Source organism: Microcoleus sp. Pol12B3, from assembly GCF_036701355.1.
Taxonomy (GTDB): domain Bacteria; phylum Cyanobacteriota; class Cyanobacteriia; order Cyanobacteriales; family Microcoleaceae; genus Microcoleus.
The window spans coordinates 1-18,788 of record NZ_JAUBQS010000010.1; the positions used below are offsets into that span (position 1 = coordinate 1).

Consider the following 18,788-nt stretch of genomic DNA (forward strand, 5'->3'; position numbering starts at 1 on the left):
ACATATATTTGGCTGCCCAATTGATTTTTTATGCCTCAGTTTCTAACTGAGCCAGCTTTTCTTAGTCTAAACTCCAGTTGGGAAAAACCCAGAGAAATTACTGCTTTAGAAGCAGTAAACCTCTCGACGCAAACCTTAAACCTCAAAGGGTTAGGAGAACAAGCTGCTGAAATTCTGAGAGAAAAAGAATTAGCAGATGAGGAAAAATGGTCAGACTTGATCGACCTTTATCAAGGACATCCTTCCTGGCTAAATATCATCGCGGCTACAATTTTGGAATTATTTAACGGTAGCGTTTCCCTATTTTTAGCAGATGGAACAGCAGATTTATTTTTAGGTGAGTTAGAACCTATTTTAGAATCTCACCTAGAGCGTTTATCAGACTCAGAAAAAAAGGCGTTATACTGGTTAGCCAGTCAAAATGAAGCTGTAGATATTTCGCCAAAACCTGCTGATAGTGAATTATCCCAATCAGAATTTTGGCAAGCCATACAATCCTTAGCCCGACGCGGCTTAGTGGAAAAAATGTTAGTAGGAGCGCGATCGATGTTTTTTCTCAATCCCGTATTCAAAGCATAACTTCAGTGCAAGTTAAATATTATATAAGCTATGAGTAATTTCACCCGATCGCAACGCAATTAAACCAAAGAATTACTCTTTTCTATTCTACATCGATCGCATAAAAGCACTCACCGCATCATATTGGTCGGCCATCCGCGAATAAAACTCGATCGATCGCAAATCCAACTCCGGCAACAGTTCACTCTTACTCACCAACTCATATCCCGTTGGACGCAAGCAATAAACCGAAATTACCCCATCCTCCCAAAACCAAACCTCCTGCACTCCCACCCGACGATAGATTTCCAGCGCATCAATTCCACCACTCGTCACTGTTATTTCGATCGCCAACTCTGGAACTGACTTGCGTACACCCAAACAATAAGACTCATCTGGTTCCTTCCGTGCACCCAACTCCTTCATGCCGATGGTTGTACTACCACGCGCATAAAAACGAATGTCTTTCGTCCGCATATACATTTCTAAAAGCTGATCTAAAGTGTTTCTAGACTCTTCATGTTCCTCAGAAAAAGGAGCCATAATTTCTAAACACCCATCCAAATAAGTTAAACGCGCCCCAGTCTCAGCCAAATCTGCATCCAACTTTTCCAGAGTCTCCCATGTCACGTTTGACAGGAAAGCCACACCTGTATCCAATCCTGCTTTAGAAATTGCGACAACCATTTGACTTACCTTTTACAATCGCTTTTCTATAATATACGACTTCCAAAACTTGGCGTCTATCCTAATATTCTATTCTTTAGTCCGCGGAGGTGGAATTCGTTTTTGTAGACGCAGTTTCAACCGCCGAGTCATCGCAAAATTATTTTTTTTAAACAAAAAGCGCTCCTAGAAATAGGGCCGCTTTTTGATTATCTCAAGTTAAAAATTAACCATTGATAGAAGGAGCAACCATTGCTACTGGGGTGGTTTCACCAGCAGCCAAATCAAGCGGGAAGTTGTGAGCATTGCGCTCGTGCATCACTTTCCTACCCCAGTTAGCGCGGTTAATCACATCAGCCCAAGTATTGATCGCACGACCTTGAGAGTCGATAATCGATTGGTTGAAATTGAAGTTGCTAGGTCGATCGAGATGACAGCTTAATTATGCCCGCACCAACTCCAACCGATATCGATACAGAGCCACAGGATGCCCCCCAGCAGCAAAATAATCCGGGTCTTGCGGCGACAAATAAATCGCCGTCACCTGATCGGCCTCAATTCTTTTACTCGCAGAATCGCCATTTTCTCCGCCTCCAACAACTCGATAAGCCGTTGTTGTTTCCACCTCATTTAAATAAATATCAGACTCTCCCCGAAAAATCTGCTGAGAAATCTCTGTAGACACAAACTCGCGAGGATTCGGCGTTTCAGTGCCGCGACTGGTAACAATCGAAATTAATTGGCGTTCCCCTTTCAACACAGTAATTTGGCGGTTGGGATTGGTCGGATCGACTTTCACCGAAACTACCCCACCATCGCCTAAATAAGCCTTAGCAATATTCAAACCGTTAAAAGTGCGATCTGCTACAATCTTTTGAGCCTTTTTAAAGGTATAATTAGAAATTAACCCAATATTTTTTTCCGGTTGAAATCGCACTTTAAATAATACCGGATGCTGCAAATACTGGCGGTTGCTTTCAAGCCCTGGCGTGACAATATTTGGCGCTAAAGGAGCGGCTAAATCTACCAAAGTGCTAGCAACATTCCAATTCCCCGCCATCCAGTCGGGATATACCAAATCTCCCTTAGCTACAGCGATAGGAGGCTTGCTTTCCCAATTGGGAAAACTTGATATGCGATCGCTCAAAACCCCCGCCCTCGCACCGCCTCCCCACAGCAACACCAGCAAAACCAAACAAAAACTCCAAATTACCTTCATACCCCATTACACTCAAAAAACGCACCTTCTATCTCTATTTCTCTTCTTTATCTCTTCTCGACTTTCTCTGTGCCCTCTGCGGTTCATTAATTCAGAAATTAGACAACAAATCATTTAAACATCATATTTTATACCCTTTTCATAAACAGGCATCCTGCCTGTTACACAAAAATCAATTTTATTCTTGGGGGGAGTAGGGGTTGGGCAGGATCTCCCGCCCCCCAGATGCAATTTAAAGGTGAGAAAGCCTAGGTTTTAAAGCGCCTCAACAGGTACAGGTTCCCAAACCTCCCCGTATTTTTCCTTCAATTCTTGCCAATTTTCTACCTGTCCTGGTTCGTATTCCCCCGGCTTTCCCCACTGCAAAAACGCGCTCAAAGCAGCCTCATTTTGTTCGTCCAGAAAACGGATTGCATAAGTAGTAAAATTGCCTCTTTTAGCCTCGCCCGTTTCAAACTTCACCTGTTTTATTTTGTCCATATTCACATGAAACTCAAATATTTCGGCGTGCATATTGGCATACTTACCCTTCGGCAACTCCGCATAAAACAGCTTGCGAATTGAACCGCGCACTTCCAGCACAGCCGCGCTGCTAGTCACGATTAAACGCAGCGTTCCCAATTGTTCGCAAGCTTCCAAGAATTCTTTCAGAGTCGCAGTCATATCAATTTTGGATTGTGGATTGTGGATTTTAGATTAAATCGATCAGAAGAAAATGGTATTTTGGAATTAGGAAAAGGAATTAGAGAAAAAAGGATAATTCTTCCTTCTCCCTTCTCTCGTAGATAACTAAAGCTTTCCTTCTCTCTAAGATAACTAAAGCCTTCCTTATTCCTTATTCCTTCATGTTTCGTGCAGTTCGTAAGCAGCGACGATTCGCTGCACTAGAGGATGTCGCACCACATCCGCCTGAGAGAATTCGCAGAAAGCAATGCCCTCAACGTTGCGTAGAATGTTTTGGGCGACTGACAATCCCGACTGTTGGTTTGGCGGCAAATCTGTTTGAGTGATATCGCCCGTTACTACCATTCTCGATCGAAAGCCCAGACGAGTCAACACCATTTTCATTTGAGCCGGCGTCGTATTTTGAGCTTCGTCTAAAATTACGAAAGCATTGCTGAGAGTGCGCCCCCGCATATAAGCTAAAGGAGCTACTTCGATCAAGCCTCTTTCCATTAAATCGGCCATTTTTTCAGGGTCGATCATTTCTTGTAGGGCGTCGTAAAGCGGGCGCAAATATGGATCGACTTTTTGCTGCAAATCTCCCGGCAAAAACCCTAATTTTTCGCCAGCTTCCACCGCTGGCCTGGTTAAAATCAGCCGTTCGTACTGCTTGCTTAACAGCGCTTGCACGGCGAAAATAGCTGCTAGAAATGTTTTGCCAGTACCAGCGGGGCCAATGCAAAATGTCAGGTCGTGCGTGCGTACTGCTTGGACATATTGCCGCTGCTTGAAGGTTTTGGCTCTAATTTCTTCGCCGCGGCGGGTTCTGGCGAGAACGTCTCGCTGCAAGTCTTGTAAATCGCCTTGGCGGTTGGTATCCAAAGCTTGGCGCGCCGTCTGGATTTCAACTCCGGTAATATTTTTGCCGGATTTCCAATAGTCGGAGAGCGATCTCACTAATTTATGACACAATTCTACTTGGCTTTTTGTGCCGGAAATCAGCAGTTCTTGCCCTCGCATTACCAGGTTAGCACCAGTTTGCTTAGAGATCATTTTCAGGTTTTCTTCTTGATTACCCGCCAGCGACATTGCGCTTTGAATGCTCGGTAACTCTATTGTTAATTTTTCATTCATGCCAACATAAGCTCCTCCAAATAAGCAATTAAAAGTTAACAACTAAACATTAAACCCGTCACTATTTGCGAACAAAAAGACGCCCATTACTAGGTTTTACCTAGTATCTAAGGCGTCTTTTAGATTTAGCTCCCAAATGAGTTTGGTGCTTGAGGCACAAATCAAATCTCCCTTCTATTAAGTCAGGCAATTTTAGATTTTAGATTGGAAATTTTAGATTTTAGATTAACCTGATGCCGCTGACATTTGAAATTTAAAATTTTACATTTGTTTCCGATCGCAAAACCGGCAATTTCAAACCAAACGGGTCTTGTAATACAAAGTCTACAACAGGCAATCTAAAATCTAAAATTCTTTCTGGGCTATGCAGTTAGTTAATAACCGGGAGTATTTCTGCTCGTTCTAAACGTAGGTGTGTTAGTACGGCGAGGTTGTTCTCTCGGAGTTCTGCTAGCTAAGGGACTCGGCGACGGAGGTGGCGTCCGGGGTCGGAAGTCGCCTCGCGGCTCCCGCGAGCCACGATCTGGGCGGTCGCGATCCGGACGATCGCGATCTCCCCTGGGCGGGCCCGATCCGCGATCGCCCGCTTCACCATCGTATATATCTAAGTACAGGGACTGACCCGCTGTTTGCGCCACCGCTTCAAGCGTAGTTCTAATTGCCTGAATATTGCGTCCGCCCCTACCGTACACCCGGCCTTTGTCGGGATCTTCAAAAGCAAGCCTAACCCAGACCCGCGATTGGCGCGGGTGCAGTTCGCAATCAACCCGCAAAGAGCCTGGGGTCTCTAAAAAAGGCCCAATTAAAAACTTAACCAGTCCAGCATAGTTGGGACTAGCTGACTGTTGCTGTGCTGGATTCAACGTTGGCTCCGGCTCCGACTTGTTCAAATACATGGGCTTTTCTCAGGATGTCACGCACGGTGTCAGTTGGCTGAGCGCCTTCTTGTAGGCGCTTGACAATCGCTGGAACATCCAGCCTGGTTTCGTTATTTCTGGGGTTGTAATAGCCGAGCTCTTCTAGGGGACGGCCGTCGCGGCGAGTAGAACTGTTCATCGCTACAATCCGGTAGCTTGTCTCGCGTTTTTTCCCGTATCTCTTCAATCGCAGTTTGATCATCTTCTTGCACAATAGTCTTGTTCCAATTCTAAGCTATTTTGTCAGTGCTCCTTCCCCGAACTCCAACTCAACCCCTATTTCTTAACCTCCCACCAAAATATCACTACGATTTGCTGCCCCCAAGGCAGGTCTGGCACCGTCAATGTGCGGTGTAATTGCTAGTGGCAAAATCGATGCTGTTCCCCACTGCTGGACCAATTTTTGCAAAAATATGTCCTGCTGCGCTCTCAAAGAGTCCCAATCGGTGCCGCGATTAATAATTGCAAACCACACTAAACCCCGATCGCGCGTGGGTATGGCTCCAGCCAAAGCAATCACCGTGTCCAAAGTACCAGTTTTCACCACAGCCGATCGCGGAATGTGTCGGTGTTCCAAAGTTCCTCGATCGCGCCCTGACACCGGAAACAAGTCAGCAATCGTCAGCCCAGTAGTCTGAAGGTTGCGGGCTATCGCCTGCAGCATCCCACAAGCCGCCCTCGGAGACATCTGATTTTCCACTCCCAATCCCGAACCGTTAACTAATTGAAGTTCCTCCTCTGGCACCCCCGCAGCCCAAGTCGCTTGCTGCTGCACTATCTTGGCCCCGCCCAAATCGTCTGCCAGCATCTGAGCCATTTCATTGTCGCTGTGGACGTTCATCTGCTTGAGAATTTCGGCTAAAGGAAGCGATCGGCGTTTCAGCAGCAAATGCCCCGAACTCACAAATTTCTCAGCAATGACGCTGCCGGCAACTGTTACTTGCGGTTTTCTAGTTCCTGGAGCCATCTTAGAATACATTGCCACCACGTCCGGAGGCCAATTGCTACCCTCAAGAGCTTGCCGCAGTATCTCCCCCGCGGCCAAAGGATCGGACTCGTAATTCATGCGGAAATTGCCTGTCACTACCAAATTGCCCGCCACGCGCTCGATACCCATTTGATTGAGAGCATTGCCAACGGCGATCGCCTCCTCCCACACGAACAGCGGATCGCCCCCGCCGCTGACCACCAAATCTCCCTGCAACACCCCATTCCTAATCGCCCCCGTTCCCCGGAACCGCGTTTCAAACTGATAATCAGGGCCCCAAGTTTCCAGCGACGCCAGAGAAGTCGCAATCTTAGTCAGCGAAGCCCCAGGCATCAGCACTGTCCCCTGCTTACTTACCAGTGGAACAATTCCCGCTTGCACCCAAATTCCCTGATTGCCCTCAATCAGGTTCTTGTCCTTCAAATCTTTTAAGTATTCCCGCACCGTCGCTTCTGTTGGCAAGTCGGGATTTGCTACATCTATTCCCCCAAAAGCCAAATCTTCGGCCACCACTAACGCGGGTATCCCTCCCCGCCAAGCCAGCACTGACGCAGCATTAGGCCCGACACTGCGTACCCCAGCCATGTCCAGCCACAGAGACATGATCCCCGAGCTAAATAAATCCAGCATTTTTTACTCCTAAAGTCAATCGATTTGAGATTTGAGATTTTAGATTGAAGAAAGCGCTTCCACTGATAAATCCGGAGGCTTGTGATGAGGATGGGCAGCTTTTCTCTCCCTCCACCGATGAATCCGGGGGTACCTGACTAAAGTGCTTGCGGTCATGTAAACTATTCCATTGATTTTTTCAATTTGCAGTCAAAAATAGTAAAGTAGTGACAAAACAAGTTCTATCAGAGTAGTCGGAAATGAGAATTGTCCGATCGCCGTTGCGAGCGGATTTTAGTTCTTTATTCAGACTTCTGGATTCACGCTCCTGACTTCCTGGTAGAATTTTTAGTGTTTCTCAAACATTGGTCAATGGGATCGACACGCGCAAGAATTGCAATAGACGCTATGGGTGGGGATCATGCCCCCGCCGAAGTTGTAGCTGGAGCGCTTAAGGCACAAGAAGAATTAGGCGTAGAGATTTTGCTGGTGGGCGACCCCCAGCAAATAGAAGACTCGCTCCGGCAACAAGACGCGATCGGCCGCGTCTCTACAGGTCAGCTAGAAATCGTTCCTTCTGAAGGAGCGGTGGAAATGCACGAAGAACCTTTGAGTGCTCTCAAACGCAAGCCCAACGCTTCGATTAACGTAGCGATGAACTTGGTAAAGCAGCAGCAAGCTGATGCTGTGGTGTCCGCCGGTCACTCCGGCGCGGCAATGGCTGCTGCCCTGCTGAGGTTGGGGAGGCTCCCCGGAATCGATCGCCCTGCCATCGGTGCGGTTTTGCCGACAATGGTACCGGGCAGCTCTGTACTTATTCTCGATGTCGGCGCTAATGTGGACTGCCGCCCCAAATTTTTGGAGCAGTTCGCTCTTATGGGAACTATTTACAGCCAGTGCGTGCTGGGCGTCGCCGAACCTAAAATCGGCCTGCTCAACATTGGCGAAGAACCTTCTAAAGGCAACGATGCAGCGGTGCGTACCCACCAGTTATTGGTGGACAACCCGAACATTCCTTTTGTGGGCAATGCCGAAGGCCGCGACGTGCTGTCTGGAAAGTTCGACGTGATTGTCTGCGACGGGTTTGTTGGCAACGTGTTGTTGAAGTTTGCCGAAGCCGTGGGCGAAGTCGTAGTCCAGGTGCTTAAGGAAGAGTTGGTCAAAGGGCTCCAACATCAAATTAACGACCCTATGCTGCAAGAAAGCCTCAAGGGGTTTAAGCAGCGGGTAGACCACGTTGAACACGGCGGCGGTTTACTATTGGGCGTTGCTGGAGTTTGCATTATCAGCCACGGTTCGTCTCAGGCTGCCTCGATTTTTAATGCCATTCGTTTAGCGAAGGAGGCTATTGACAACCAAGTGCTGGAGCGAATTCGATCCTCCAATCACCAAAGCGCTATGGAACAAGAAGCTGTGAATTAGAGGCAGTAAGTAGGAATTAAAAATTAAAAATGTAAAATTAAAAATGTCAGCTTAAACCAACTGTTTTGCTTAAAAAAAGTAATTTCAGCAGTTTAAAAAATAATTTTAATTGGTAGTTTTTAATTTTTAATTTCTCGATCGAACAGCGAGTAAATGGAGAGGAATGTTGCAGCAATCAGGGTTCGGCATTGCCGTCACGGGTAGCGGTTCTTGTACACCGCAGGTTTCGCTGGATAATAACGGTTTGAGTCAGATAGTAGAAACTTCTGACGAATGGATTGGGGCGCGGACGGGCATTCGTTCCCGCAGGCTGGCGGACGATCGCACTTCTTTGTGCGATTTAGCTTCGGAGGCATCGCTTCAGGCGATCGCAATGGCAGAAATTTCGCCGACAGATATCGATTTAATTATTTTGGCGACTTCCAGTCCTGACGATTTGTTTGGCACTGCCAGTAAAATTCAATATCAGTTGGGCGCGACAAAAGCTGTAGCGTTTGATTTGACAGCAGCTTGTTCGGGCTTTGTTTTTGGTTTAGTTACAGCCTCGCAGTTCATTCGGACAGGGGTTTATCAAAATGTTTTGCTCATCGGAGCCGATATTTTATCTCGCTGGGTGAATTGGTCGGATCGGGGTACTTGCATTCTATTTGGAGACGGTGCAGGTGCGGTAGTATTGCAGGCCTCAGAAGTCGATCGCTTTTTGGGCTTTGAAATTCGTAGCGACGGAACGCAAAATTCCTCTCTCAATTTGGCTTACAAAGCCGAGTCAAAAGGATTAATTGAGGGCGTGAATATCGCCCAAGGTGGATTTCATCCCATCACCATGAACGGTCAAGAAATTTATCGTTTTGCCGTAAAAAAAGTGCCGGAAGTCATAGAAAAAGCTATGTTTCGGGCAAATATCAGCGTTGCTGAAATTGACTGGCTGCTGTTGCACCAAGCCAATCAGCGGATTCTGGATGCAGTTGCCCAAAGGTTAAAGATTCCCCCCGAAAAAGTAATTAGCAATTTGGCGAATTACGGCAATACCTCAGCGGCTTCAATTCCCCTTGCCTTAGACGAAGCCGTGCGTCTGGGTAAAGTTAAAGCGGGCGATACTATTGCTGCTGCTGGTTTCGGTGCAGGTTTGACTTGGGGGGCGGCAATTTTTAAATGGGGAAGATAATATTTGGCGACCGTTTGTAAACTTGCTCCGGTTATTGTCGGGAGTTCGATCGAGTAAAATACAAATCCTTTAACACGCCATACCTAAGGCAAGGTTCGCAGCGGTGCACCACCTCGACATCAGTTATTGACAAGCGCGTGCTGAAATGGAAAATCCTCTATTCTTCGATCGACTTTCCCCGGCTTGAAGGTGAAAATTTTTGTTACGGCTATTAATTAAATTAAAGTAGCAAAAAAAATATAAACCTGGTAAAAAAGGCAATTATATGTTATAATTGTGAGTCGCGTGAGTCGCGAGTAGATAGTTCGTTAACCGAAAGATAGCGGATACCAGCGAGCGAAGTTAGAAGCGGGAAAGAAAGAATTTTTGCAATCACCAATTAGCAACCACCAATTAGCAGATTACCGGAAAAATGACTAAAACAGCATGGGTATTTCCCGGACAAGGTTCCCAGGCGATCGGGATGGGTGCAGACTTATTAAACTTGCCAACAGCCAAAGCCAAATTTGAGCTCGCTAAAGAAATTTTAGGCTGGTCTGTCCCGGAAGTTTGCCAAAAAGAAGAAGCAAAACTATCTCGGACTCTCTACACTCAGCCTTGCTTGTTCGTAGTAGAAAGTATTTTGGCCGACTTAGTGCGAGAAAAAAGCGATCGACCAGCGGTAGTTGCCGGTCACAGTTTAGGAGAATATGTTGCCCTATACGCAGCAGGCGTCTTTGACTTTGAAACCGGATTGCGTTTAGTCAAACGCCGCGCCGAACTCATGGAAACTGCCTCTGGCGGGCAAATGGTGGCTTTGATCGGGTTCGACAGGCAGGAACTAGAATTGCAAATTCAATACAGCCGAGACGTAGTGCTGGCAAACGACAACAGCGAAGCACAAGTCGTGATTTCTGGAACGCCTGCAGCAGTAGAAGATTTGCTTGCCAAAATCAAAGTCAAACGCGCCGTTAAATTGAATGTTTCCGGTGCGTTTCACTCTCCCCTGATGGCATCAGTGGCGGCAGAGTTTCAGCTAGCCTTAAAGTCTGCCAGGTTTTCCGATGCTAAAATGCTGGTGCTCTCGAACGCAGAACCCTCCGCCACTACCAGCGCCGCAACTTTAAAGCAGCGGTTGACTCAGCAGATGACCAAAGGCGTGCGGTGGCGAGAAATTTCCCTGCAATTGCCACAACAAGGAATTGATCGGGTAGTGGAAATTGGCCCCGGCAAAGTTCTCACAGGTTTGATCAAACGGACTTGTCCCGATTTAGCGCTGGTAAATGTTAGTAGTTTTGCAGATTTACCCGCTTAATATATTTTTAGCCTGTTATTAAACGGCAGGTTATAAAATTGAGAGTTAACAGGCCTGAAGATTGCCGAAAAACAAATAGCAAAACAGGCAAATCCGAATATTGCCTGTTTTGCAAATGGGGGATAGACGATCCAGACAGTTAAAAAATATTAATCCAAAATCTAGAAATCGATCGACCTGACGGGGCGATCGACAATTCCTGATGTAAACTAGGCGTAAAAACCAAGCTTATCTGGTACTTATATGAAAAAAGTCCTTTATTGGTTGATGGGTGACAAGGCAGGCAGAACCATCGTAGGTGCGTGGAACTGGATGTGGGGACTGCCCGTAGAATCCGGCGGCCAGGTGTCGGTGGCGGTAGCCGAAGAGTCACTGCGATCAATGCAAGAATCAGTGCAAAAGCTAGCAGCAGCAGTCTCTACCCAAGTTGCAGCCTACCAGCGCGCCAAAACTAAATATGAAGAAAAAGTTAGGGAAATGCAAACCCTAGAGCGCCAAGCCATCACAGCCCAGCGCAACGGCAACGAAGAAGCAGCCCGCTTGGCAATGGCGAAGGTAATTCAGACAGAACAAATCCTGCCGCAGTTAGAATCCCAAGTAAAACAAGCCGAACAATACGTCAACGCTTCCAAAGACAAGCTAAATCGAGAACGGATGAAGCTGGAAGCCTACAAAACCGATATGCAAAATATGAAAGATATGGCCGAGATTAACGAAGCCCTCGGAGCCATATCCAAAGTCAACAACGACCTCAGTATCGATTCAGCTCGATCGCAGTTTGAGCAAGCCAAAAACGCCGTCCACGGCCGCCACCTCAAACAGCAAGCTTTAGCAGAAATATCTGAGAACCCCCAAGAAAGACTTCAGGCAGAATTAGAAAATATGACCTTAGACGATGAAGTTAATCGCAGGCTGCAAATGTTAGACGACTCCAACAACAAAGAACTTCCCAACTAAGGAGAATTTTATGGCTAAGAGCGGGCCTCCCCCCATAGTTTTTATTCTGTTATTTCTGTTGCTCGCCGGTGGCGGTTGGTTCTTTTTTCTCAACAAACCAGCCTCCCAGGATGCTAATAATACCCCGACTCCCACACCCGCAGGCAATGCTGTCGCACCTCCAGTCGCGCCAGTAGTCGGCGGCGCTTCGCCTGTTGCAGCTAGTTCCTTTGCGCTTCCAGCTTCCGTGCCTGCGGGTACGGCGGTGAGAATTGACGGTTCCACCAGCATGGTGACAATCAATCAGAACCTCAAGAACGGCTTTCAAGGCAAGTTTTCCGGCACGATAGTCGATACCAAAGCAAACGGTTCTGCAAAGGGAATTCAAGATTTGGTCGCAGGAACAGCCGATATTGCAGCGATATCGCGACCTTTGACGGCTCAAGAACAAGGTCAGGGTTTGGCAGCGGTGCCTGTTGCGCTAGATACGATCGCCCTTGTAGTCGGCATTAACAACCCCTTCAAAGGAGGTTTAACCTCGGCTCAAGTTCAAGATATTTTCAAGGGAAATACTCAAGACTGGTCGAAAGTCGGCGGTCCGGCGGGACAGATTAAAGTAATTAACAGACCGGCAGTTAGTGGCACTCACCAAACGTTTAAAGAACAAGTGCTTGGAGGTGGCGAGTTTGGCACGACGCGAAATATTACCACGCTCGATCGAGATGCGACAACTCCCCTGCTGCAAGCTTTAGGCAACAACGGCATTGGCTATGCGACTTTCGCTCAAGTAGTCAATCAGAGAACGGTGCGCGTTGTTCCCGTCAACGGTGCGACGACGGATGCGGGTAACTATCCTTACAAGCGGCAGTTGTACTACGCCTACAAAAATCCTCCTAGCCAAGCAGTTAAGGATTTCTTGGGCTATGCCACTTCTTCGGAAGGACACAAAGCCATGCTGGCAGGAAATTGAGCCTTTGCACACAAAAGTCCGACATTCACTGAAATAGTCCACCCGACTCAAGTCTGGCGCTACACAAGCTTCCCCCCGCGCAGGCGGACTTCTTCTTTAACCGGAACTTATATCAATTCCGCCAGCGCCGGAATGATGTCATATCCGCGCTTGATCGTCATGGTAAAGTCGAATGAAGCTACCAACAAATATCAACGCAACTTTCAGTTTTTTGACTCACAGTCAACAGTTACAGCACTTTCCTGGTAAGTGCTGTAAGATGCGATTACCCTAGCCTTGTGTAATCTACCAAAGAAATTGTGCGTATTCGTAATCGCTATTCGCACCTTAAAAAAGATAAATTGTGCAGAATTACCGATCGACTAAAAACACAATTCCCAATTCCCCAATGTCATCGCATTTCCGCAACTCTCACAGTCTCTGTAGGTGGCATAATTGCCTCTTTAGCATTCAACTTTTGATTCAACTCCCGAATCCGGCGCGACAGCAAGCGAATAATATTCACAGCAATTCCCGGCGTTTCATCAATCGCATCGTATAGCTGCATTTGAGTCAGCATCAAACACTCGGATTGTTCGAGAGTAGAAATAGAAGCCGATCGAGGTTCTGCATCAAACAGCGACATTTCCCCGAAACAAGCCCCCGCTTTCAACTGTGCCAAATCCCGATCGCCTATATGGACCCGCACCGTTCCCGATACCAAAATATAGAGAGACCGCCCTTCTTGTCCTTCCGTAAAAATCCTGTGCTTGGAAGGAAATGAAAGTTCATCCATTACCGATGCTAGACGCACGAGAAAATCATCCCGCAGTTCCTTAAAAATCGGAACCTCCCTCACAAACAATAGGCGTTCGACGCTTGTTAACATAATGAGATGCAATGATTAATTTAAACTTAAAAAGGGGAAGGAGAAGGGGAATAAAAACGGTTGACAATTGACGGTTAACTGTTGACTGACAATAACAACTGCCAACTGACAACTGACTAACGTTACCTTTTTCCCCCAGCACCCAACTCTGCCATCATCTCTTCAACTTGAGCGGATACCAAATTATCGGGGTCATTTTGCAGCCTGGGCAACAATTCGACCAAAGCCCGCGGCGAGGCTATTTTCAAATAGGCTAACACTGCTTCGCGGACAAAACCTGTCGGGTGTTGCAGACATACAAGAGTTTGTTGAGCGGTAAGACTCCAGCGCGCTTCCCTCGCCAAGTGAAAGCAGCAGGCCAAGGCCCAATCCGAAAGGAAGTGGCGCAATTCTAGCAAGCGGCGCAAACGATCGCTAGGGGCTAGAGGTTTGTAAACCATCAATTCCGAGAGGTTGCTCAATTTTTCTCTTTCCGAGTGTTGATCTAACAAATTGATGAGCGATCGCTTCCTAGCTATATCCACAGTATTATCGAGAATTTCCAATCCCCTAGCAACCAAAGAAGGTTGGCCTGAAGCGATGTTGAAAGCAGCGGCTTGTACCGTGTCCAGCGGATAAAGAAACTTCATCAGCAAAAAACACCGCTCCCTAGCATCAGCTTCCAACCCCGCCAGAGCCCGCTGCAACAATTGAGCCGTATCGTTCCCCGGTTCCCGGCGGCTGTTGCCCTCTCGCTCTGAGAAATTGCCGTAGCTTGTTACCCCAGACAAATCTACCAGAGCTGCATAAATTTGACCGATAAACATTAACTCCTGTTCGATGAGAGTTTCCAAGCCGCTACGGCCGATGCGGTCTAGAACCCCTTCTATCCCCGCTTCCGAAGGCATTTTCAACAGGATGCGGAGGATATTGCGCCTCGTCGTTCCCCAAGCCGTCATCAAATTGCTCACCAAAATGTCTATCGCCTCCGGAGTCCCAATTTGACCGAGAGCCGTCCAAGCCTGCAACCTAACCAAATCCGACTTGTGGATGTCCTCAGCCAAATACACGAGCAAAGGAATGGCGTCGTTGTGAAGTTTGACTATAGCCTGCAAAGCCGCTTCTCTAGTCGATTTGTAACCAAGTCCGCGCAGCAGCGAAGGATAATATTCTTCCGAATGAGTAGACGAAATCACGTCTAACAGAGCGCATCGCACTCGCAGAGATTCATCTTGCAACAGATTGGGGATATGCAGCCGCAGTCCTTGCAAATAATCAGCTTCTCCCAGAGCCCGCGTCCCCATAACACGTTCCCGCTCTTGCTTGTGTGTCAGCATTTGCCGCAGCGTATTAGTAGCCTCTGCCTTTTGCTGGCGATCGCCCCTTCTCATAATTAAAGCAGCCGCCGTACCCCGCACCACCGGATCGACCGTCGGCTGCAAGTAAGGCCGCAAGCTCTCAATATTCGGTTCAGCTTCCGTCAGCCAGATGTAGCGCAAAGCCAAGGCCAGAACCTCCGGCGGTAATGATTGCTGCGAGAGTGCGCGGACAGATTCTAAATATGCGGGGTTCGGGTGTTGCAGCATCGTTTCCAAGCTCTGGCGCTGCAAACCTGGGGACAGGGAATCGAGGAGGGGAGCCAGAACTTCTCCGACATTTTTGGGGTCAATTTGCGTCAGGAGTTCTATGCAAGAGCGCTTTTCATCTTCGCCCCCCGGCTTTTGTAGAGTTTCCACCACTGCGCGCTTGAGAGCTTTGAGGTCAACGTCTGTGACGCCCAAGCGCCCCCGCTCCGCACTTTTGACCAACAAACCCACGTATTGAGAGCGGATCAGCCATACGACAAACACCCACAACATTGCCAATATTACGATCGCGCCAATAAATATCAAGCTTTGCTGGTCGTGAAATATATTTTCGTCTTGCTGGGGGAGTATTTTGCCTGTCACCCACAGCATAATCAGGATGCCTACTCCTGTAGCTCCGCAGGATAAAGGTTCGCCCACACCGTTGACCAAAGTTTGAATTCCCGATCGAATGTTGTCGGGAATGGGTTGAAATAAAACCGGGCTAACAGTTTCCAAAAGCGTGTAGTGCAGCAGTTCGTCTAAAAATCTCAGCAATATTAGCCCGATAAACACAGATACTAGCTGGCCCAGAGATGCTCCTATGGTCAGCACCCCGAGTATAGCGATGCCCGCCGGCAAAATCATAGCCGTCACGAATACACCGATTCTTTCCACCAACCTGCTCGAAGCGAACCACTGAGTCGCCACTTGAAACAGGCCTTGTATGCCTTCATAAATGCCCAGGAAGCTAGCGATCCAGCTAGCTCCGTCTTCCGGGTTTTGGTATTCTAACTGGCTGTAGAATTGGAAATCTACCAGCACGTAGACGACTTCTGCGAGGATGAAGAAACTGACTAGAGGTACGGCGTATTTTTGTAGCGGGCCTGTAACTTTGCGGGCGGTAAATTCTTCTTGGTCGTCGTCTTCGTCGTCATCCGTCCAGTGAGCCGTTTCCGGGAATGCTTGGCTGTATTTTTCCGTGAGGTAGTAGAGCAACACCGAGCCTGTCGCCACCATCAACCCCGATATGAGGGTAACGTTTTTGAGTCCAACTACGTACAGCAAAACAGGCAGAGAAAATCCACTGACTACTCCAGCTACTAGATAGCCGCTGCTGACTAGCGGATAGGTGCGCTTGATTTCTCTAATATTAAACAATTGGTTGGAAGTGATGGAAGTGTTGAGGTCGTTGAGGACATAGCAAGCTTCCACCCACAGCCACATCAAAAAAATAGTAATAAAAGCGATGCTGATGCCAGCTATCTTAGTATTTTCGTAGCCGATACCGAATCGAAACAAAAATAGGGGTACCGACATCATACCCAGAACCACTACGACGGTGCGCCTCAGCGGCAGGATTTTTTGCAGCCACGAGTAGACAAATCCCAAGCCAGAACCGATAAAGGCGCTGGCTATGTAGATAAAGGGCATTTTGTCGGCACCGTACTCGTCTAAAAACAGACCTACTGTGCTCAGTTCCAGCCAGATCAGCCCGACGGAGGTTAGAGTGTAGACGAGAAACATCAGTACGGTTCGCTCTACTTCTTCCGATCGCAGGTTGAGCGATCGCAGCACTCCTTGTCTTACTCCCGCCGAACCGCTGATTTGAAAATTTTCCATGCAGCGTTGATTTCCCTGTGTGGTAGCTTAATTCCTGACTAAATTCGCAAGTCATCAGCTATCAGTCACCAGCTTATGACTGATGACTGCTTACTAATGACTATCTATTTATACTTTCTTGGGCGACAGCAGCATCATCATACTGCGTCCTTCTTTTTTGGGGGCTTGCTGCACTTCTGCGATTTCCTGCAAATCTGTGGCCATGCGCTTAAGCAAGTCCTCTGCTAGGTTGCTGTGTTGGATTTCCCGACCTCTAAACATGATCGTGGCTTTTACTTTGTCCCCAGATTTGATAAAGCGGTCTGCTAGTTTGAGGCGCACTTGGTAGTCGTGTTCTTCAATTTTGTAGCGCATCTTCACTTCTTTAACATCGGCAGTGTGCTGCTTCCGCTTTGCTTCTCGCGCTTTCTTTTCCTGCTCGAATTTGTACTTCCCGTAGTCCATTACCCGGCATACGGGCGGGTCAGCTTTGTCGCTGACAAGTACGAGATCGAGTTCTTTTTCTTCTGCCAGGCGCAGCGCTTCTGCAGGCGTCAATATCCCTAGTTGCGCGCCGTCGGTATCGATTACCCGGATTTTGGGGTATCGAATATTTTCGTTGATCTGGGGTAGGTTGCGATTTTGTCTTCTTTCAATCACAGGCATGAATGGTTTTACAAGCAGTAGTTTAATAGCGAAGCTTCTTGATAGTTACAGGTTTGATCTGTCAATATTTCACGATTGACGATCGAACTGTTTTATAAGGTGTTACCCTTACCGGACGTACTACCGCGCCCTGTGTCCCCTCCGCTAAAGCCTTGGGGAATATTTGGACGATCGTAAATGAATTCTTACAATACTTGCTATTCTACTCAGTCTGGCTGGGTTTCTGCCTAGTTTTATTTTAACTTCACACACGATCGCCCGCCCTCTTGCCCGATTGATGACAAAACCGTCAAAAATTCAGGGTAAAAGCTTAAGGATGAGGTACAGCCGCTTTTCCTAGCCCATCTCGCCCGGTCTGGCAAGTCCCCCAAGTCGCCTGATTTGCCTTGTAGAATAGGTATAAGCAAGTGTAAATTTATGTTGCGAGCTGAGGCAAAATTGACAAATTCTCTGCTGTGGCACCAACGGGTGGGAACTCAACGAGACTGGATGTGGCGGGGTTGGCAAACTCGCTACACTTATTTGCGGCCGACTTTGGGGCGAAATCAAGGCGCGCTGGAATTTCAAGATTCTGCGGCAGAACCAATGGTCCCGCGCGCATCGGGAACGCCGATTATTTTACTGCACGGGTTTGGAGCTTCGATCGGGCACTGGCGACAAAATCTCGCCCAACTCGCCGAAAACCAAACCGTTTACGCCTTGGATTTGTTAGGGTTTGGCGCTTCCCAAAAAGCTCCGGTCAACTACTCTGTGTCTTTGTGGGTCGATCAAGTTTATGATTTCTGGCTGACTTTTATCAGAGAGCCGGTAGTCTTGGCAGGAAACTCGATCGGATCGCTAATTTGTCTGGCCGTAGCTGCAGCTCACCCGGACATGGTAGCCGGCATCGTGATGATTAGCCTCCCAGACCCCTCTGTACGAGCCGAAGCGGTGCCCGGATGGCTGCTTCCGGCGATCGAAGCTGTGGAAAGTTTGTTTGCTTCTCCGATCGTACTCAGGCCTTTGTTTTATTTGGCCCGCAAGCCTTCCTTTGTCCGTCGCTGGGTTGGCTTTGCCTACTCCAACCCCGAAGCTGTTACCGACGAATTAGTTGAAATTCTAGCAGGGCCTGCGGGCGATCGGGGAGCAGCCCGCGCCTTCTGCGCCTTATTTAAATCTGTAGGCAGTTCAAAATTTTGCCCCAGTGTCAAGATTGTGATGCGAAATTTAACAATCCCCATGCTGTTAATTTGGGGCAAACAAGACCGGATGATTCCCCCTCGGTTCGCCCGACCCCACCAATTTGTCGAATGCAATCCCAATTATGTAGAGCTAGTGGAATTAGATAATGCTGGCCACTGTCCCCAGGATGAATGCCCGGAACAAGTAAATCAAGCAATTTTGAACTGGATGAGCCGGAATTTTACACCTATGGGCGAGAGCCCATTGCAGCACTGTTGATTAGACATGAGGTCGTGGATTACTAAGATAAAAAAATAACTTTTAGGTATCGATCCCCCTCAAAAATAACTTTGCTAGAACTCAATCCCCCTGGTGGTATGGTATAGCAGATGTTGAAGGCGATCGC

Annotated in this window: 17 protein-coding genes and 1 pseudogene; 7 read left to right on the forward strand and 11 right to left on the reverse strand. The window is 47.8% G+C overall.

Going from position 1 to position 18,788, the window contains the following annotated elements; translation table 11 throughout:
* Positions 1–30 precede the first annotated feature (30 nt).
* The gene (locus tag QUA53_RS07170; RefSeq protein ID WP_333095969.1) at positions 31–579 is read left to right on the forward strand and encodes a hypothetical protein; all 549 of its coding nucleotides are present in this window, start codon (positions 31–33) and stop codon (positions 577–579) included.
* Positions 580–666: 87 nt separating this feature from the next.
* Here the strand turns inward: QUA53_RS07170 and QUA53_RS07175 are convergent, their stop codons facing one another.
* From QUA53_RS07175 to QUA53_RS07210, 8 genes and pseudogenes are all read right to left on the reverse strand, one after another.
* Positions 667–1,245: a Uma2 family endonuclease gene (locus tag QUA53_RS07175; protein WP_333095968.1), complete on the reverse strand. Its 579-nt coding sequence runs from the start codon at positions 1,243–1,245 to the stop codon at positions 667–669.
* Positions 1,246–1,450: 205 nt separating this feature from the next.
* Positions 1,451–1,642: pseudogene (locus tag QUA53_RS07180) on the reverse strand (photosystem II q(b) protein); the annotation flags it as partial.
* A 24-nt stretch (positions 1,643–1,666) separates the two neighbouring features.
* On the reverse strand, positions 1,667–2,443 hold the full coding sequence (locus QUA53_RS07185; protein WP_333095967.1) for a DUF6816 family protein: 777 nt from the start codon (positions 2,441–2,443) through the stop codon (positions 1,667–1,669).
* 255 nt (positions 2,444–2,698) lie between these two features.
* Positions 2,699–3,106 carry a ChuX/HutX family heme-like substrate-binding protein gene (locus tag QUA53_RS07190; protein ID WP_333095966.1) on the reverse strand — a complete coding sequence of 136 codons (408 nt, stop codon included), beginning with the start codon at positions 3,104–3,106 and terminating at the stop codon, positions 2,699–2,701.
* A gap of 180 nt (positions 3,107–3,286) precedes the next feature.
* Entirely contained in the window at positions 3,287–4,240 is a 954-nt protein-coding gene (locus QUA53_RS07195) for a PhoH family protein (protein WP_333095965.1), read from the reverse strand.
* 374 nt (positions 4,241–4,614) lie between these two features.
* Positions 4,615–5,136 carry a KH domain-containing protein gene (locus QUA53_RS07200; protein ID WP_333095964.1) on the reverse strand — a complete coding sequence of 174 codons (522 nt, stop codon included), beginning with the start codon at positions 5,134–5,136 and terminating at the stop codon, positions 4,615–4,617.
* Positions 5,075–5,359 (reverse strand): 30S ribosomal protein S16, encoded by a 285-nt coding sequence (gene rpsP / locus QUA53_RS07205; protein ID WP_006633724.1) that lies wholly within the window; start codon positions 5,357–5,359, stop codon positions 5,075–5,077. Before rpsP ends, QUA53_RS07200 begins: the two co-directional genes overlap by 62 nt.
* An 81-nt stretch (positions 5,360–5,440) precedes the next feature.
* A complete protein-coding gene (locus QUA53_RS07210) occupies positions 5,441–6,775 on the reverse strand; it encodes a D-alanyl-D-alanine carboxypeptidase (protein WP_333095963.1) in 1,335 nt (444 codons plus the stop codon).
* Positions 6,776–7,126: 351 nt separating this feature from the next.
* Here QUA53_RS07210 and plsX point away from each other — a divergent pair, with 351 nt between their 5' ends.
* The 5 genes from plsX (at position 7,127) to QUA53_RS07235 (ending at position 12,541) form a co-directional block, all read left to right on the forward strand.
* Positions 7,127–8,176, forward strand: a complete 1,050-nt coding sequence (gene plsX / locus QUA53_RS07215; RefSeq protein ID WP_333095973.1) for a phosphate acyltransferase PlsX — start codon at positions 7,127–7,129, stop codon at positions 8,174–8,176.
* Between the two features lie 163 nt (positions 8,177–8,339).
* Entirely contained in the window at positions 8,340–9,341 is a 1,002-nt protein-coding gene (locus tag QUA53_RS07220) for a beta-ketoacyl-ACP synthase III (RefSeq protein ID WP_333095962.1), read from the forward strand.
* Positions 9,342–9,753: 412 nt separating this feature from the next.
* The gene (fabD, locus tag QUA53_RS07225; protein ID WP_333095961.1) at positions 9,754–10,635 is read left to right on the forward strand and encodes an ACP S-malonyltransferase; all 882 of its coding nucleotides are present in this window, start codon (positions 9,754–9,756) and stop codon (positions 10,633–10,635) included.
* Between the two features lie 243 nt (positions 10,636–10,878).
* A complete protein-coding gene (locus tag QUA53_RS07230) occupies positions 10,879–11,592 on the forward strand; it encodes a PspA/IM30 family protein (protein ID WP_333095960.1) in 714 nt (237 codons plus the stop codon).
* 10 nt (positions 11,593–11,602) lie between these two features.
* Complete coding sequence (locus QUA53_RS07235) at positions 11,603–12,541, forward strand: phosphate ABC transporter substrate-binding protein (RefSeq protein ID WP_333095959.1); 939 nt, start codon at positions 11,603–11,605, stop codon at positions 12,539–12,541.
* A gap of 391 nt (positions 12,542–12,932) precedes the next feature.
* Here QUA53_RS07235 and QUA53_RS07240 read toward each other — a convergent pair whose 3' ends face one another.
* From QUA53_RS07240 to infC, 3 genes are all read right to left on the reverse strand, one after another.
* The gene (locus tag QUA53_RS07240) at positions 12,933–13,409 is read right to left on the reverse strand and encodes a Crp/Fnr family transcriptional regulator (protein ID WP_006635260.1); all 477 of its coding nucleotides are present in this window, start codon (positions 13,407–13,409) and stop codon (positions 12,933–12,935) included.
* A 122-nt stretch (positions 13,410–13,531) separates the two neighbouring features.
* Positions 13,532–16,576 carry a HEAT repeat domain-containing protein gene (locus tag QUA53_RS07245; protein WP_333095958.1) on the reverse strand — a complete coding sequence of 1,015 codons (3,045 nt, stop codon included), beginning with the start codon at positions 16,574–16,576 and terminating at the stop codon, positions 13,532–13,534.
* A gap of 108 nt (positions 16,577–16,684) precedes the next feature.
* Positions 16,685–17,221 carry a translation initiation factor IF-3 gene (gene infC, locus QUA53_RS07250; RefSeq protein ID WP_006635262.1) on the reverse strand — a complete coding sequence of 179 codons (537 nt, stop codon included), beginning with the start codon at positions 17,219–17,221 and terminating at the stop codon, positions 16,685–16,687.
* Between the two features lie 417 nt (positions 17,222–17,638).
* Here infC and QUA53_RS07255 point away from each other — a divergent pair, with 417 nt between their 5' ends.
* Complete coding sequence (locus QUA53_RS07255) at positions 17,639–18,661, forward strand: alpha/beta fold hydrolase (protein ID WP_333095957.1); 1,023 nt, start codon at positions 17,639–17,641, stop codon at positions 18,659–18,661.
* The last annotated feature ends 127 nt before the right edge of the window (positions 18,662–18,788 follow it).

Excerpts from the sequence above, each read along its gene's own strand:
- QUA53_RS07170 (WP_333095969.1), top strand. The coding sequence starts at position 31 with ATGCCTCAGTTTCTAACTGAGCCAGCTTTTCTTAGTCTAAACTCCAGT.
- QUA53_RS07175 (WP_333095968.1), bottom strand. The coding sequence starts at position 1,245 with ATGGTTGTCGCAATTTCTAAAGCAGGATTGGATACAGGTGTGGCTTTC.
- QUA53_RS07185 (WP_333095967.1), bottom strand. The coding sequence starts at position 2,443 with ATGAAGGTAATTTGGAGTTTTTGTTTGGTTTTGCTGGTGTTGCTGTGG.
- QUA53_RS07190 (WP_333095966.1), bottom strand. The coding sequence starts at position 3,106 with ATGACTGCGACTCTGAAAGAATTCTTGGAAGCTTGCGAACAATTGGGA.
- QUA53_RS07195 (WP_333095965.1), bottom strand. The coding sequence starts at position 4,240 with ATGAATGAAAAATTAACAATAGAGTTACCGAGCATTCAAAGCGCAATG.
- QUA53_RS07200 (WP_333095964.1), bottom strand. The coding sequence starts at position 5,136 with ATGTATTTGAACAAGTCGGAGCCGGAGCCAACGTTGAATCCAGCACAG.
- rpsP (WP_006633724.1), bottom strand. The coding sequence starts at position 5,359 with ATGATCAAACTGCGATTGAAGAGATACGGGAAAAAACGCGAGACAAGC.
- QUA53_RS07210 (WP_333095963.1), bottom strand. The coding sequence starts at position 6,775 with ATGCTGGATTTATTTAGCTCGGGGATCATGTCTCTGTGGCTGGACATG.
- plsX (WP_333095973.1), top strand. The coding sequence starts at position 7,127 with ATGGGATCGACACGCGCAAGAATTGCAATAGACGCTATGGGTGGGGAT.
- QUA53_RS07220 (WP_333095962.1), top strand. The coding sequence starts at position 8,340 with ATGTTGCAGCAATCAGGGTTCGGCATTGCCGTCACGGGTAGCGGTTCT.
- fabD (WP_333095961.1), top strand. The coding sequence starts at position 9,754 with ATGACTAAAACAGCATGGGTATTTCCCGGACAAGGTTCCCAGGCGATC.
- QUA53_RS07230 (WP_333095960.1), top strand. The coding sequence starts at position 10,879 with ATGAAAAAAGTCCTTTATTGGTTGATGGGTGACAAGGCAGGCAGAACC.
- QUA53_RS07235 (WP_333095959.1), top strand. The coding sequence starts at position 11,603 with ATGGCTAAGAGCGGGCCTCCCCCCATAGTTTTTATTCTGTTATTTCTG.
- QUA53_RS07240 (WP_006635260.1), bottom strand. The coding sequence starts at position 13,409 with ATGTTAACAAGCGTCGAACGCCTATTGTTTGTGAGGGAGGTTCCGATT.
- QUA53_RS07245 (WP_333095958.1), bottom strand. The coding sequence starts at position 16,576 with ATGGAAAATTTTCAAATCAGCGGTTCGGCGGGAGTAAGACAAGGAGTG.
- infC (WP_006635262.1), bottom strand. The coding sequence starts at position 17,221 with ATGCCTGTGATTGAAAGAAGACAAAATCGCAACCTACCCCAGATCAAC.
- QUA53_RS07255 (WP_333095957.1), top strand. The coding sequence starts at position 17,639 with ATGTTGCGAGCTGAGGCAAAATTGACAAATTCTCTGCTGTGGCACCAA.